17 protein-coding genes are annotated in these 13,999 nt (G+C 65.7%); 11 read left to right on the top strand and 6 right to left on the bottom strand.

The window, feature by feature from the left end; genetic code table 11:
- Positions 1-175: 175 nt before the first annotated feature.
- Positions 176-1,375, bottom strand: a complete 1,200-nt coding sequence (tyrS, locus tag QMX82_RS10325) for a tyrosine--tRNA ligase (RefSeq protein WP_208693709.1) — start codon at positions 1,373-1,375, stop codon at positions 176-178.
- Positions 1,376-1,542: 167 nt separating this feature from the next.
- Here tyrS and QMX82_RS10320 point away from each other — a divergent pair, with 167 nt between their 5' ends.
- Together QMX82_RS10320 and QMX82_RS10315 are read left to right on the top strand one after the other, a co-directional pair.
- Positions 1,543-2,979 carry a peptidoglycan DD-metalloendopeptidase family protein gene (locus QMX82_RS10320; protein WP_208693708.1) on the top strand — a complete coding sequence of 479 codons (1,437 nt, stop codon included), beginning with the start codon at positions 1,543-1,545 and terminating at the stop codon, positions 2,977-2,979.
- A gap of 1 nt (position 2,980) precedes the next feature.
- Positions 2,981-4,066, top strand: a complete 1,086-nt coding sequence (locus tag QMX82_RS10315; RefSeq protein ID WP_282283025.1) for an anhydro-N-acetylmuramic acid kinase — start codon at positions 2,981-2,983, stop codon at positions 4,064-4,066.
- Between the two features lie 30 nt (positions 4,067-4,096).
- On the opposite strand, the gene erpA is transcribed toward QMX82_RS10315, so the two are convergent.
- A complete protein-coding gene (gene erpA, locus QMX82_RS10310) occupies positions 4,097-4,447 on the bottom strand; it encodes an iron-sulfur cluster insertion protein ErpA (RefSeq protein ID WP_007162616.1) in 351 nt (116 codons plus the stop codon).
- Positions 4,448-4,621: 174 nt separating this feature from the next.
- Here erpA and hemJ point away from each other — a divergent pair, with 174 nt between their 5' ends.
- The 4 genes from hemJ (at position 4,622) to coq7 (ending at position 6,995) form a co-directional block, all read left to right on the top strand.
- Complete coding sequence (gene hemJ / locus QMX82_RS10305) at positions 4,622-5,047, top strand: protoporphyrinogen oxidase HemJ (RefSeq protein WP_208693706.1); 426 nt, start codon at positions 4,622-4,624, stop codon at positions 5,045-5,047.
- 48 nt (positions 5,048-5,095) lie between these two features.
- A complete protein-coding gene (locus QMX82_RS10300) occupies positions 5,096-5,884 on the top strand; it encodes an SDR family NAD(P)-dependent oxidoreductase (RefSeq protein ID WP_282283020.1) in 789 nt (262 codons plus the stop codon).
- Between the two features lie 81 nt (positions 5,885-5,965).
- Complete coding sequence (locus QMX82_RS10295) at positions 5,966-6,307, top strand: histidine triad nucleotide-binding protein (RefSeq protein WP_017642985.1); 342 nt, start codon at positions 5,966-5,968, stop codon at positions 6,305-6,307.
- Between the two features lie 40 nt (positions 6,308-6,347).
- A complete protein-coding gene (gene coq7, locus QMX82_RS10290) occupies positions 6,348-6,995 on the top strand; it encodes a 2-polyprenyl-3-methyl-6-methoxy-1,4-benzoquinone monooxygenase (RefSeq protein WP_208693704.1) in 648 nt (215 codons plus the stop codon).
- Positions 6,996-7,055: 60 nt separating this feature from the next.
- On the opposite strand, the gene pcaG is transcribed toward coq7, so the two are convergent.
- The 3 genes from pcaG to pcaQ form a co-directional block, all read right to left on the bottom strand.
- Positions 7,056-7,667 carry a protocatechuate 3,4-dioxygenase subunit alpha gene (gene pcaG / locus QMX82_RS10285; protein WP_282283001.1) on the bottom strand — a complete coding sequence of 204 codons (612 nt, stop codon included), beginning with the start codon at positions 7,665-7,667 and terminating at the stop codon, positions 7,056-7,058.
- A 10-nt stretch (positions 7,668-7,677) separates the two neighbouring features.
- Positions 7,678-8,403, bottom strand: a complete 726-nt coding sequence (gene pcaH, locus QMX82_RS10280; RefSeq protein ID WP_133863068.1) for a protocatechuate 3,4-dioxygenase subunit beta — start codon at positions 8,401-8,403, stop codon at positions 7,678-7,680.
- Between the two features lie 100 nt (positions 8,404-8,503).
- Entirely contained in the window at positions 8,504-9,427 is a 924-nt protein-coding gene (gene pcaQ / locus QMX82_RS10275) for a pca operon transcription factor PcaQ (protein WP_133863067.1), read from the bottom strand.
- 117 nt (positions 9,428-9,544) lie between these two features.
- Here pcaQ and QMX82_RS10270 point away from each other — a divergent pair, with 117 nt between their 5' ends.
- The 5 genes from QMX82_RS10270 to QMX82_RS10250 all read left to right on the top strand — a co-directional run bounded on the left by QMX82_RS10270 (position 9,545) and on the right by QMX82_RS10250 (position 12,731).
- A complete protein-coding gene (locus QMX82_RS10270) occupies positions 9,545-10,237 on the top strand; it encodes a TetR family transcriptional regulator (RefSeq protein WP_282282998.1) in 693 nt (230 codons plus the stop codon).
- Positions 10,238-10,334: 97 nt separating this feature from the next.
- Entirely contained in the window at positions 10,335-10,835 is a 501-nt protein-coding gene (gene ureE / locus QMX82_RS10265; protein WP_282282996.1) for an urease accessory protein UreE, read from the top strand.
- The gene (locus QMX82_RS10260) at positions 10,832-11,503 is read left to right on the top strand and encodes an urease accessory protein UreF (RefSeq protein WP_282282993.1); all 672 of its coding nucleotides are present in this window, start codon (positions 10,832-10,834) and stop codon (positions 11,501-11,503) included. Before ureE ends, QMX82_RS10260 begins: the two co-directional genes overlap by 4 nt.
- 11 nt (positions 11,504-11,514) lie before the next feature.
- The gene (ureG, locus tag QMX82_RS10255) at positions 11,515-12,129 is read left to right on the top strand and encodes an urease accessory protein UreG (protein ID WP_007162627.1); all 615 of its coding nucleotides are present in this window, start codon (positions 11,515-11,517) and stop codon (positions 12,127-12,129) included.
- A 29-nt stretch (positions 12,130-12,158) separates the two neighbouring features.
- On the top strand, positions 12,159-12,731 hold the full coding sequence (locus QMX82_RS10250) for a HupE/UreJ family protein (protein ID WP_282282985.1): 573 nt from the start codon (positions 12,159-12,161) through the stop codon (positions 12,729-12,731).
- A 4-nt stretch (positions 12,732-12,735) separates the two neighbouring features.
- Here the strand turns inward: QMX82_RS10250 and QMX82_RS10245 are convergent, their stop codons facing one another.
- Complete coding sequence (locus tag QMX82_RS10245; RefSeq protein WP_282282983.1) at positions 12,736-13,992, bottom strand: metallophosphoesterase; 1,257 nt, start codon at positions 13,990-13,992, stop codon at positions 12,736-12,738.
- Positions 13,993-13,999 lie beyond the last annotated feature (7 nt).

Here is a 13,999-nt window from a genome sequence, read left to right as displayed (position 1 = left end):
CCCCTCCGCTTCATTCCGTCATCACCCGAAGGTGAAGACCAAACAGCGAAGAATCCCTGGACCCCTCGCCCGGCTCAGACCTAAGTGCTTGATTTTCAAGCCGCTTCAGCATCTGCGCCGGAAGTGGGGCGCATTATAGGGGAGTTTAGGAGCAGGTCAACAGGTTATTTCAGATTTATTGCTGACGGACGCTGATGCGGGCAAAGGCCTTCTTGCCGGCCTGACATATATAGGTACGGCCGATCTCGAACAGGAAGCCACGATCGACCACCTCGCCATCCACCTTGACGCTCCCTGCCGCCAGCAGATCGCGAGCTGCCGCAGCGTTCTTCACCAGCCCGGCCTTGTTGAGGACGGCAGCGACCGGCAGCGCCGCATCGGTTTCCAGCTCGACTTCCGGCAGATCTTCCGGCAGCTCGCCATCCTTCATGCGGTTACCCGCGGAGCGGTGGGCGGTCTGGGCGGCTTCTTCCCCGTGGAAGCGGGCGACGATCTCTTCGGCCAGCTTGATCTTGATGTCGCGAGGATTGGCGCCCTGCTCCACATCGCTACGGAACTGGGCGATCTCTTCCAGGCTGCGGAAACTGAGCAGCTCGAAGTAGCGCCACATGAGGGTGTCGGGAATGGACACCAGCTTGTTGTACATGACCCCCGGCGCTTCCTGGATCCCAACGTAGTTGCCCAGGGACTTGGACATCTTCTTCACGCCATCCAGACCTTCGAGCAGCGGCATGGTGAGGATGCACTGGGCTTCCTGGCCGTAGGCACGCTGCAGTTCGCGGCCCATGAGCAGGTTGAATTTCTGGTCGGTACCACCCAGCTCGACATCGGCGCGCAGGGCAACGGAGTCATAGCCCTGAACCAGCGGATAGAGGAACTCATGGATGGCGATGGGCTGGTTGCCCGCGTAACGCTTGCTGAAGTCGTCGCGCTCGAGCATGCGCGCCACGGTGTACTGGGAAGACAGACGAATGAAGTCGGCCGGCGACAGCTGATCCATCCAGGTGGCATTGAAGGCCACTTCGGTACGCGCCGGATCAAGGATCTTGAACACCTGGGCCTTGTAGGTCTCGGCATTCTCCAGCACCTGCTCGCGGGTCAGCGGCGGGCGGGTGGCGCTCTTGCCACTGGGGTCGCCGATCATGCCGGTGAAGTCGCCGATCAGGAAGATGACCTGATGGCCCAGCTCCTGGAACTGGCGCAGTTTGTTGATCAGCACGGTGTGGCCAAGGTGCAGATCCGGAGCGGTCGGATCGAAGCCTGCCTTGATGCGCAGCGGGGTGCCGCGCTCCAGTTTTGTTACAAGCTCTGACTCGACAAGCAGCTCATCTGCTCCACGCTTGATGACCGCCAGCTGCTCCTGGACCGTTTTCATGGGGGCTTCGCCTCTGAATTTCGAAAGCGTGAACCTTATCAAGATGCCCCTAGTAGCCGCCAGCCGGCACGTCGGATCACCACCCCAAAGGGTTGTGACAGCTAGATTTTGATTATATTTTAGGCAGTTATTCACTTCTTTTAACGTCAGATCATCACTTTAGCTAAATGACGAAGCCAATCCCCAAAAGTCCGTTCTACCCCAAAAGCCACCTCGTGGCCGCCAGCGGGGTGGCCGCACTCTTGAGTCTGGCCTTGCTCGTGTTTCCCTCTCAGCAGGTCGAGGCGAAACGCACTTCCATCAATCTGGATGTTGAACAGGACGCCCAACGCGTCGTGCAGGGTCAGGATGACCTGAAGGAGCAAGTGCTCGCAGATACTCAAGCCGCGGACACCCAGTCCCCCTCCCCCTTTGCCCAGGTAGCCCCGGAGCAGACGGCAGCCCAGACCGCCGAGGAGGCGCCTGCCGAAGAGGAAGTCGCCACCGCAGAACGCGTCGAGCCGCAGTGGAAGACCGAAACCGTGCGCAAGGGTGACACCCTCTCGACGCTGTTCGAGCGGGCCGGCCTTGCCGCTGCCGTGGTGCACGAGGTGCTGGCCAGCAGCAAGGAAGCCAAGAAGCTGACTCGCCTGCGGGTGGGCCAGAAGATCGAATTCCAGCGTGACCCTGCGGGTGACCTGCTGGCAGTGCGCACCAAGCTCACCGCGTTGCAGACCCTGTCGCTGGTCAAGTCCGACCAGGGCTACGAGGTCGAGCACAAGACCGTCACCCCGGACATCCGCAAGGCCTATGCCCAGGGCCGGATCAGCAGTTCGCTGTTCGCCTCGGCGCAAAAGGCCGGACTGTCCCATGACATGACCATGGCGCTGGCCACCATCTTCGGCTACGACATCGACTTCGCGCTGGACATCCAGGAAGGCGACGAATTCGAGGTGGTCTACGAGGACAAGGTGGTCAATGGCAGGCACGTCGGCTACGGCAATATCCTGGCCGCTCGCTTCGTCAACAAGGGCAAGGCCTACACGGCCGTGCGCTACACCGCCAAGAACGGCACCACCAACTACTACACGGCGGAAGGCGGCAGCATGCGCAAGGCCTTCATCCGTACCCCGGTGGAGTTCTCGCGGATCAGCTCGCGCTTCACCATGGGCCGCTTCCACCCGGTGCTGAACAAGATGCGCGCGCACAAGGGCGTCGACTATGCCGCGCCCACCGGTACGCCGATCCATGCTACCGGCGATGGCAAGATCGCCAAGTCCGGGCGCGAGAATGGCTACGGCAACGTGGTGATGATCCAGCACGGCAAGACCTACACCACCGTCTATGGCCACATGAGCCGGATCGCCAAGGGCATGCAGGCCGGTGCCTCGGTGAAACAGGGCCAGGTGATCGGCTACGTGGGCATGACGGGCCTGGCGACTGGTCCGCACCTGCACTATGAATTCCGCATCAACGGCAACCACGTCGATCCGCTCGGGGTGAAGCTGCCCATGGCCGATCCCATCGCCAAGAACGAGATCTCGCGGTTCCTGGCGCAGAGCCAGCCGCTCATGGCCCGCATGGACCAGGAACGTGCCTCTCTGCTCGCGATGAACAAGCGCTGAGATGGAGCGCTACCTGGGGGTGATGTCCGGCACCAGTCTGGATGGACTGGATATTGCCCTGATCGAACAGGACGAGCGGACCCGTTTCGTCGCCGCCCTGGGCGTGCCCATGCCGGACGCGCTACGCCAGGAGCTGCTGGCGCTGTGCGCGCCCGGCGACAACGAGATCGAGCGTATCGCCCGGGCCGAACAGGCCTGGGTCAGGCTGGCCGCCCAGGGTATCGCCGAGTTGCTGGCCCAGCAGGGACTGACCTCCGCGGATATCCGCGCCGTGGGTAGCCACGGCCAGACCATCCGCCATCTGCCGGCACAGGGCTACACCCTGCAGATCGGCGATGCCGCCCTGCTGGCCGAGTTGAGCGGTATCGACGTGGTCGCTGACTTCCGCCGTCGCGACCTGGCCGCCGGGGGTCAGGGTGCGCCCCTGGTCCCGGCCTTCCATGCCGATCTTTTCGGTCTGGATCGCCGGCGTGCGGTACTCAATATCGGTGGCTTCAGCAACGTGACCCTGCTGGCGCCGGGTCTGCCGGTACGAGGCTTCGATTGCGGACCGGGCAATGTGCTGCTGGATGCCTGGATCCATCACAGCCAGGGACGACTCTTCGATGCCGATGGCGCCTGGGCGGCGCAGGGGCAGGTCGTGCCGGCGCTGCTGCAACGGCTGCTGAGCGATCCCTTCTTCATGAAGAGCGGACCGAAGAGCACCGGGCGCGAGCACTTCAATCTGCCCTGGCTACAGGGACAGCTCGCCCAGCAGGAGGCGCTGGATCCGGCGGATGTCCAGGCCACCCTGGCCGAGCTGAGCGCTCGCAGCATCGCCGAGAGCATCCTGGCCGCCCAGCCGGTGGACGAGGTGCTGGTCTGTGGCGGCGGGGCGCATAACCGGGACCTGATGGCGCGTCTGGCCAGGCAGCTGGCGCCAGCCGTGGTGCAGAGCACCGCGGCCTATGACGTCTCGCCGGACTGGCTGGAAGCCATGGCCTTTGCCTGGCTGGCCCAGCGCTTCTGCGAGCGCCTGCCCGGCAACTGCCCGGAAGTCACCGGCGCCCGTGGCCTTCGCGTGCTGGGCGCGCTCTATCCGCACTAGCCAGCGCGCTGGGCCGAAGGGGCTGCCGGGTCAGATGGAGAAGGACTGACCGCAGCCACAGGTGGTGGCGGCGTTGGGGTTCTTGATGACGAAGCGCGAGCCTTCCAGGCCTTCCTGGTAGTCCACCTCGGCGCCGGCCAGGTACTGGAAGCTCATGGGATCCACCACCAGGTGCACACCATCGCGCTCGATGACGGTGTCGTCGTCGGCGGAATCTTCGTCGAAGGTGAAGCCGTACTGGAAGCCAGAGCAGCCGCCACCCGTGACGAAGACGCGCAGCTTCAGGCGGGGATTGCCCTCTTCCTCGATCAGGTTCTTCACCTTGCTGGCCGCGCCCAGGGTGAACTGCAGGGGGGTCGGGGTGAAGGTTTCAATGGTCATTGCCGTAGTCTCCCGGCTTGCGCCGAACACAATTCAGTCAGGAAATTATCCGCTTGCCCGAGCAAAACGGTCAACTATTGCGCGACCATGGGCTGCCAGCCGAGACGACCGGAGTGAATGACTTGCCGGCAGCGCCACTCTAATATCGCGCCGCCCGATAAGGAGAACGCCCCGATGCTCTATCTTTGGTTGAAAGCCTTCCACCTGATTGCCCTGGTCTGCTGGTTCGCCGGTCTGTTCTATCTGCCGCGCCTGTTCGTCTATCACGCCCAGAGCAGCGACGCCGTGAGCCACGAGCGCTTCTGCCTGATGGAGCGCAAGCTGTATCGCGGCATCATGCTGCCGGCGATGATCCTCACGCTGCTGTTCGGCATCGGCCTGCTGGTGATCAATCCGAGCTGGCTGACCCAGGGCTGGATGCACACCAAGCTGGCGCTGGTGGTGGTGCTGATCGGCTATCACCATGTCTGCGGCGCCATGCGCAAGAAATTCGAGCGCGGCGAGAACAAGCGCAGTCATGTGTTCTACCGCTGGTTCAACGAGGTGCCGGTACTGGTGCTCATCGCCATCGTCATCCTGGTGGTGGTCAAACCTTACTAGGCGCGCGGCAGATCCGCCGGCGACCGGCGTTTTCCTGGAGAAAGCAGTATGCAGCGTTATGCCCTGGTAACCGGTGCCTCGTGCGGGATCGGTCTGGCCCTGGCCGAGGCCCTGGCGCGACGGGGTCAGCCGCTGATCCTGCTGGCGCGGCGCAAGGACAAGCTGGAGAGCATCGCCGCCGAACTGGCCCAGCGCTTCGACGTGGAGGTGCTGTACCGGGTCTGCGATCTGGCGGAGCCGCTGCACCTGACCGGTCTGCTGCACGAGCTGGAGCAGAGCGAGAGAGCCATCGGCCTGCTGGTGAATTGCGCCGGGATCGGCAGCGGCGGGGATTTTCTCGCCGCCGACTGGCCGCGGGTGCAGGAGCAGCTGGAGCTGAACATCCTGGCGCTCACCCGCCTGTGCCACGCCCTGGGCCAGCACATGGCGATCCAGGGTGGCGGCCAGATTCTCAACGTCGCCTCGACCGCGGCCTTCCAGCCCATTCCCTACATGAGCAGCTATGCGGCGACCAAGGCCTATGTGCTGCACTTCTCCGAGGGTCTGCGCGAGGAACTCAAGAAGCGCGGGGTGTCGGTGTCGGTGCTCTGCCCCGGGCCGACCCGTACCGCCTTCTTCAAGAATGCCGGGCTGCACACCGGGCGCATGGAGCAAGGCAAGCTGCTGATGTCCGCCGAGGAGGTGGCCCTGGCCGCGGTACACGGGCTGGAACGGCGCCAGGCGGTGATCATCCCGGGCTGGCGCAATCGCCTGGGCAGCCTGTTGCCACGCTTCTTCCCCCGCGCCCTGGTGCGTTCGGCCGCGGTGCGGGTCGGCAAACTCTTTCAACCCGCGTAAGGGTGATCCCGCCAGCGGAACCTGCCGGTGGGCGGTAGCCGCTGGTACACTCGGGGTCTATTCAGCCAGCAGGAGATCGACGTGGATTGTCTGTTCTGCAAGATCGTCGCCGGGGACATTCCGGCCAAGGTGCTCTACGAGGACGATCAGGTCATGGCCTTCCATGACATCGCCCCGCAGGCGCCCGTGCACTTTCTGGTCATCCCCAAGAAGCACATCGCGACCCTGCACGACCTCAGCGAGGCCGATGACAAGCAGCTCGCCGGCCATATCCTCTTCACCGCCCAGCGCCTGGCGCAGGAACAGGGCTGCGAGGAAGGCTTCCGCGTCGCGATGAATTGCAACGCCCTGGGTGGCCAGACGGTCTATCACATCCATATGCATGTGCTGGGCAAGCGGCAGATGACCTGGCCTCCGGGCTGAGCCACGTCCTGTCGTCCCTTCGCCCGCCAAGGAGATCACCATGAGAGCCAAGCGCCTCTACTCCCCCCTCGATCGCCTGCTGATCCAGGCCGACACTGCCCTGCGTACCCTGACGCCCTTCAGCGGCGCCCCCGCGCGCAGCTCGCCGGCCATTCCGTTGAAGGATGCCGAGCTGAGCGACGAGGAGCGCCGTCACGCGGCCGGCCTCATGCGCATCAACCACACCGGCGAGGTCTGCGCCCAGGCGCTGTACCAGGGTCAGGCGCTGACCGCCAAGTTGCCGGAGGTGCGCGAAGAAATGGAAAAGGCGGCCGATGAAGAGATCGATCACCTGGCCTGGTGCGAGCAGCGCATCCGTGCCCTGGGTGAGCGTCCCAGCCTGCTCAACCCGCTGTTCTATGGCCTGTCCTTCGGCATCGGCGCCGGTGCCGGGCTGATCAGCGATCGCCTGAGTCTGGGTTTCGTCGCCGCCACCGAGGATCAGGTCTGCCGCCACCTGGACGAACACCTGGACACGCTGCCGGCAGCCGACGCCAAGTCCCGTGCGGTGCTGGAACAGATGCGCAGCGACGAGGAGCAGCACGCCGAGCATGCCCTGGCGGCCGGTGGCTGGCGCTTTCCCACGCCGGTCAAATACGGCATGAGCCTGGTGTCCAAGGTGATGACCAAGACCACCTACCGCATCTGAGCTGCGGTTGGCGCCCACGAAAAAGCCCTGCCTTGGCAGGGCTTTTTGCTGTCTGCAAAACTAGATATCGAAGAAGACGGTTTCCTGCGGGCCCTGCAGATGGATGTCGAAGCGATAGGCTGCGCGGCCATCGATCTCGCAACGGCGCGCCAGCAGCGTGGGGCGGCGCTCCGGTTCCGGCAGGTTGTAGACCGGGCAGCGGGCATTGGCCTCGGCTTCATCGTCGAAGTAGAGGCGGGTCTGCAGATGGATGTTGATGCCGCGGGCGAACAGGGTGACGTTGATGTGCGGCGCCATGGGCTGGCCGCGCTGGTCGGCGACCTGGCCGGGCTTGATGGTGTGCAGCGTCCAGTCACCGGCGTCGAAGGTGGTGGCGGTACGACCGAAGCCGTTGAAGGCCTTTTCCACGTCGTAGACCGGGTCGTACCGACCCTCGTGGTCGGCCTGCCAGAACTCCAGGAAGGAATCGCGCACCAGGTTGCCGTTGCCGTCGAACACCTGGCCGGTGAGCAGGATGTGCTCGCCGGGGGCATCGGGCTTGGCCAGCTCGTTCCAGATCTCGACCGCGCGGGTGGGATTGCCGGCGGCGGCCAGGGCCAGGCCGATATGCACATAGGGGCCGGCGGTCTGGGAGGGGGTTTCCGGCAGCAGGTCGTGGCGGTTGGGGGTCATGTCGGCGTCCTCAGTGATGTTCGAAGAACGTCTGCCGCGCGCCTCGGGTGACGATGTCGAAGCGATAGGCCAGGCAGTCCATGGGATTGGCCATGCTCATGTCCAGGCGGGCGATGAGGGTCTGCACCGCGTCAGGATCGGCGATGGACTTGACGATGGGGCACAGCGGGATCAGCGGATCGCCCTCGAAATAGAGCTGGGTGATCAGCCGGGTGGCGATGGCCGGGCCCATGACCGAGACATGGATGTGCGCCGGACGCCAGTCGTTGCTGCCGTTGCGCCAGGGATAGGGACCCGGGCGGACGGTGCGGAAGACGTAGTTGCCCTGGCTGTCGGTACGGGTGCGGCCGACGCCACCGAAGTTGGGATCGAGCGGCGCCAGGTAGACATCGTTCTTGTGCCGGTAGCGGCCGCCAGCGTTGGCCTGCCAGATCTCCACCAGGGAATTGGGCACCGGCTTGCCGAACTGGTCACGCAGGGTGCCGAACAGGATGATGCGCTCGCCCTGGGGCAACTGACCGGTACCGAAGTTGAGCAGCAGGTCGTTGTCGTGCGGCCCGAGCGGCAGCCGCGAGAAGTCCGGGCCGCTGCGCTCGGAAGCGGTCTGGTGCTGCAGACTGACCAGCGCCTGGCGCGGCGAGCGGGGAATAGAGGATTTGTAGGTGGGCGTATAGGCCTGGGGATGCCAGGTGCGATCACGGGCGACGTAGCGAACGTCGTGGGGCTTGTTATGCATTGGAATGCTCCACGGAAGGATCGGGGCCAAGGGCTGGCTGATCCCAGTGTGGCCCAGGGCGGCGCCTGGCTGAATTGAAAGCTGCGCCCTGACCCATAACCTAATGGTTAAGTGTCAACTCCCCGGCTACCTCGCGCAGGACATCGCAAAATCTCTGGGTGGCCAGCGACAGGGACACGCTGCCATTGCGGCAGATGCCGACCGAGCCGCCGGCTTCGCGGACGCCAAGCTCCACCTCGATCAGCTCGCCGCTGGCCAGGTCGCGACGCACCGCATCCCGCGGGGCGATCCACAGCGCCTCGCTCTGGCGGACATACTGGCGGCTGAGGGTCGGCGACAGGGTTTCCAGCCGCTGGGGACTGAGCGGAATGCCGCATTGCACGAAGAGACTCTCGGCGTGGCGGCGGATGGTGGTACCGGGCAACGGCAGCACCAGGGGATAGCGCGCCAGGGTCGCCAGGTCCGCTGGCAGCGCCTGGCTCAGCGGATGCCCCGGACGGACCACCAGGGTCAGGGCCTCGGTATAGAGGTGCTCGAAGTCGAGGCCGTGGATGTCGGGGCTGTCGGTCATGCGACCGACCACCAGATCCAGATCGCCGACACGCAACTGCCCCAGCAGGTAGGCGCTGGGACCGGTGGCGACGTTGACGATCAATTGCCGATGCCGCTCGTGCAGCCGCGCCAGGACCTCGGGCAGCACCTGGCTTTCCACCGTCGACAGGACCCCGACCCGTACCAGGCCACCGGCCTCGCCGCCGCGCACCAGCTCCATTCCCTCACGCAGGGCCTGGACGCAGGGACCGGCATGGCGCAGGAACAGCAGGCCGGCCTCGGTGAGGGTCACCTCGCCCTTGCCACGCTCGAACAGGCGCACCTCGAGAATCTCCTCGAGTTCGCGGATGGTCTTGGAAATGGCCGGCTGGGACACGGCGATGGCATCGGCCGCCTTGGCGAAGCTGCGCTGCTGGGCGATCTCCAGGAAACACAGCAGATGCCGGAATTTGATGCGGTTGTCGAGATTCATGACGCTCTACAGACGGGACCCAGGAGCAGAGACTACCACCCGGCGGTCGTGGAAAACCCTTGGAGTCAGCAGGGGCATCCTTTGCTACAGTGCCGCCTTCTCTCCCGGAATCTCTCCATGTCCATCCGTGCCCAGCAGAAGCTGCAAACGCGCCAGGCGCTGCTGGAATCGGCGCGCCTGCTGATGAACAGCGGCCGCGGCTTCGGCAGTCTCAGCCTGCGCGAGGTGAGTCGCCAGGCCGGCATCGTCCCGGCGGGCTTCTATCGCCACTTCAGCGACATGGAAACCTTCGGCCTGGCCCTGGTGGCCGAGGTGGGCGACACCTTTCGCGACGCCCTGCGCCAGGTGCGTCATCACGAATTGCAGCAGCGCGGCATGATCGAGGCCTCGGTGGAGATCTTTCTCGGCGCCGTGAGCGACAACCGCGATCAGTTCCTCTTTCTCGCCCGTGAGCAATACGGCGGCTCCCAGGCCGTGCGCCAGGCCATCGCCGAGTTGCGTCAGCGCATTACCCAGGACCTGGCCCGTGACCTGCTAGCCCTGGGTCGGCTGCCCCATCTGAGTCCGTCGCAGATCGATGTCCTGGCCGACCTGGTGGTGAAGACGGTGTTCGCCACCCTGCCGGAGCTGATCGATCCGCCGCCGCTGACCACACCACCACCGCTCTGGCCGGCGGCGAAGATGGTGCAGCAACTCAAGCTGATCCTGATTGGTAGCAAGCACTGGCGGCGCGGCGAGCGCACTAACGCCCCAAAGGAGGGCGTCACCCTGCTAGCCGATGCAATGGCGCACCAAATAAGAGCAATCTGAACGTCAGGTCAACCTACAGTGCCCCAGAACCAGGCGACTTGCGCGCCTTGGCAGGCCCCTTGCTGTAGAGCTGGGCAAAACTGCCAAGAGTCTTGCCATGCTGGTCGTCCAAAGCCGCTGCGCGCCCCGGGATACCTGGGACGCCGAACTCCACCTCACCTACGACGCCCGTAGCAAGAGTCGCCTGAGAGCCACCACCAGCGCTGGCGAGGACGTCGGCCTGTTCCTCGAACGCGGGCAACCGCCGCTGGCCGATGGCGACTGTCTGGAAGCCCGCGATGGCCGCATCGTGCGCATCGTCGCGCGCCCGGAAAAGCTGCTGCACGTCACCTGCACCAGCGCCTTCGAGTTGACCCGCGCCGCCTACCATCTGGGCAATCGCCACGTCGCCCTGCAGATCGGCGACGGCTGGCTGCGGCTGCTGGACGACTATGTGCTCAAGGCCATGCTGGAGCAGCTCGGCGCCCGGGTCAGCGAGATCGAGGCCGGCTTCCAGCCCGAGCACGGCGCCTACGGCGGCGGTCACCATCACTCGCGCCATGGCGAGGAAGGCTTCAACTACGCACCCAAGCTGCACCACTTCGGCGTGCGCACGTGAATTCGCCCTTCGCCCTGCTGCGCCTGGCCAGTCCCCAGCTGCCGATTGGCGGCTACAGCTATTCCCAGGGACTGGAACTGGCCATCGACAGCGGCCTGATCCGCAGCGCGGTGGAGGCCGAGACCTGGCTGCGTGACAGCCTCGAACTCAATCTCGCCCGCTTCGAGGCGCCGCTGCTGCTGGCTCATTGCGAGGCTGCGGCGGCCGGCGACTGGACGCGCCTGGGCGTACTGGCCGACCACCATCGCGCCAGTCGCGAGACCGCGGAATTCCAGCTGGAAAGTCGCCAGACCGGTTATTCCCTGGCGCAACTGCTGCTCGGTCTGCCGGAGCTGGATGACGCCAGTCGCCGCCTGCTCGGCGAGCTGGCCCCGACCTTCGCCCTGGGTTGGGCGCTGGCCGCCCGGACCTGGGCCATCGCCCCCCGGGCCGCCCTGGATGCCTGGCTATGGACCTGGCTGGAAAATCAGCTGGCGGTGCTGATGAAAACCCTGCCGCTGGGCCAGCAAGCGGCCCAGCGCCTCACCTCCCTTCTGCTGCCGACCCTGACCGCCGTGGCCGAGCAGGCCGCGGCCCTGCCGGAGGCGAACTGGGGCGGCGCCCCCTTCGGCCTGGCCCTCAGCAGCATGGCCCACGAGCGGCAGTACAGCCGCCTGTTCCGTTCCTAGGAGATCTCCTGATGACTACTCAACCCCTGCGCGTCGGTATCGGCGGACCGGTCGGCTCCGGCAAGACCGCCCTCACCCTAGCCCTCTGCCGCGCCCTGCGCGAGCGCTACAACCTGGCGGTGGTGACCAACGACATCTACACCCGCGAAGACGCCGATTTCCTGGTGCGCAACGAAGCCCTGGCGCCCGAGCGCATCCTTGGCGTGGAGACCGGTGGCTGTCCGCACACCGCCATCCGCGAAGACGCCTCCATCAACCTGGAAGCGGTGGATCAGCTCAACCGCCGCTTTCCCGGCCTGGACCTGATCCTGGTGGAATCCGGCGGCGACAACCTGTCCGCCACCTTCAGCCCGGAGCTGTCCGACCTGACCCTCTACGTCATCGACGTCTCGGCCGGCGACAAGCTGCCGCGCAAGGGCGGCCCCGGCATCTGCAAGTCGGATCTGCTGGTGATCAACAAGATCGACCTGGCGGAGCAGGTCGGCGCCTCCCTGGAGGTGATGGATCGCGATACCCGCAAGATGCGCGGCGACAAGCCCTTCGTCTTCAGCAACCAGAAGACCGGTCTGGGCCTGGAAGAGATCATCGCCTTCATCGAGAAGCAGGGTCTGCTGACCGCCGCCTGAGTCCAGGAAACCATCCCCAAGGAGCCCCCATGAAACACGCCAAGATCCTCGCCACCGCCGCCCTGCTGCTCGCCCCGGCCCTGGCCTTTGCCCATCCGGGTCATGCCGAGAACGGCCTGGCTGCCGGGGTGCTGCACCCCCTGACCGGTCTCGACCACCTGCTGGCCATGCTCGCCGTGGGTCTCTGGGCCGCCCAGCAGCAGGGCAAGGCGCGCCTGGCGCTGCCCTGCACCTTTGTCGGCACCATGCTGATCGGCGGCCTGCTGGGCTTTGCCGGGCTGGAGCTGCCCTTGCTGGAGACCGGCATCGCCGCCTCGGTGCTGGCGCTGGGCCTGCTGGTGGCCCTGGCCGCCCGTCCGCCAGTGGCCGCCGCCGTCGGCCTGACCGCCGCCTTCGCGCTGTTCCATGGCGTGGCCCATGGTCTGGAGCTACCGGAGATGGGCAATCCCTGGGCCTATGCCCTGGGCTTCGTCGCCGCCACCGCCACCCTGCATGGCCTGGGCTATGCCGTGGTGCGCTACCTGCCCCAGGCGGCCACGCCGCTGGTGCGACTCGCCGGCGTCGCCACCGCTGTGGCCGGGGGCTGGCTGCTCGCCGCCTGATCCGTCAGGCGATCTCCAGCTGCTGGCGCATTCTCGCCAGCACGCCCTCTTCCGCCACCGCCGGCAACTGCGCGGTATAGCCGCCAAAGCCGGCGAAGCGTGTGGCGAAATCCACCTCGAGCACGAATCTGTTGTCGAACTGCGGCGAGGCCAGGGGTGCCAGCACCTCGGCTGAATAGGTGTCGCGCGGATCGCTGCCCAGCCGCACCGGCAGGTCGCCGCTTCGCTGCCGATAAGCGACCCAGGGCGAATAGGTGAAGGCCTCCAGCCGGCCCCGCGCCAGGTCCAGTTCCAGCAGGCGCAGCAGGCCGTTGCCGCCGGCGTATTCGGTCTGGTAGTTGATCAGCAGCAGATCCACCGGATGGCCCAGGTCATTGGTCAGCCGCAGATGACCGCTGCCGTGGTTGTGGCCGTTGAGGGTCAGGAAGATCTGGTCGTTGCGGCGGATCAGCCGATTCCATAGCCGCACCCCAGTGTCGTTGCGCCGGGTGGAGAGCACGGCCTGGCCGTTCACCAGGTCGACGATGTTGTGCGAGGCGAGGATGGTCGGCAGGTGCGGATAGCGATCCAGCATCCCCTGGGCCCAGTCCAGACTCTGGTCCGAGGGGCACCAGTCCAGGGTCAGCAGCAGAAAGCCCTGCCCCAGGGCCGAGAAGCGATGGGCCTCGTTGAGACCGGTGACGTCGCGTTCGATGAAGGTGGCCTGGCGCGCCGCCCGCTCGCGGCCGAAATACTGGGTGAAGAGTTCGCGACCGTCACGCAGACGATCCTCGGTGTAGAGCTCGACGACATCATGGTCGCCGGTCATGACGCTGTAGGGCACCCCGGCCTGCTCCAGCCGTGCCATGGCGTGACTGGCCAGGGCCCATTCGCCACGCTGCTCGGCGTTTTCCACCAGATCGCCCAGGTGCACCACGAACGGCAGGTTCAGCGCCGCGGCGTTGTGCGCCAGCCAATGGGTCTGGGCATGAAAGGCCAGTGCCGGCGGATAGCCCAGGTGGCCATAGCGCTCCACCCGCCGGCCGTTGGGCAGCATCTCGTGGTTGTTCTCGCTGTAGTACTGAGTATCGGGCAGGACACCGAGCAGGAAGCTGCTGCGCGACGGCAGCGGCGCCAGGGGTGCGAAGGCGTGCCGTTCGAACCAGAGTGCGCGGTGTTCCGGCAGGCCGTAGCGCTGGGTCGGCTTGCAAGCGGCCAGCAGCGGCAGACCGGCCAGCGCCAGGCACAGCCGGCGACGTTTGAAATCGGGCGAATCGATCATCACAGCG

The sequence above is a fragment of the Pseudomonas sp. PS02302 genome (assembly GCF_029959585.1).
In the GTDB taxonomy this organism is placed as follows: Bacteria; Pseudomonadota; Gammaproteobacteria; order Pseudomonadales; family Pseudomonadaceae; genus Chryseomonas; species Chryseomonas aestiva.
This window is presented reverse-complemented; position numbering and strand designations above follow the sequence as displayed.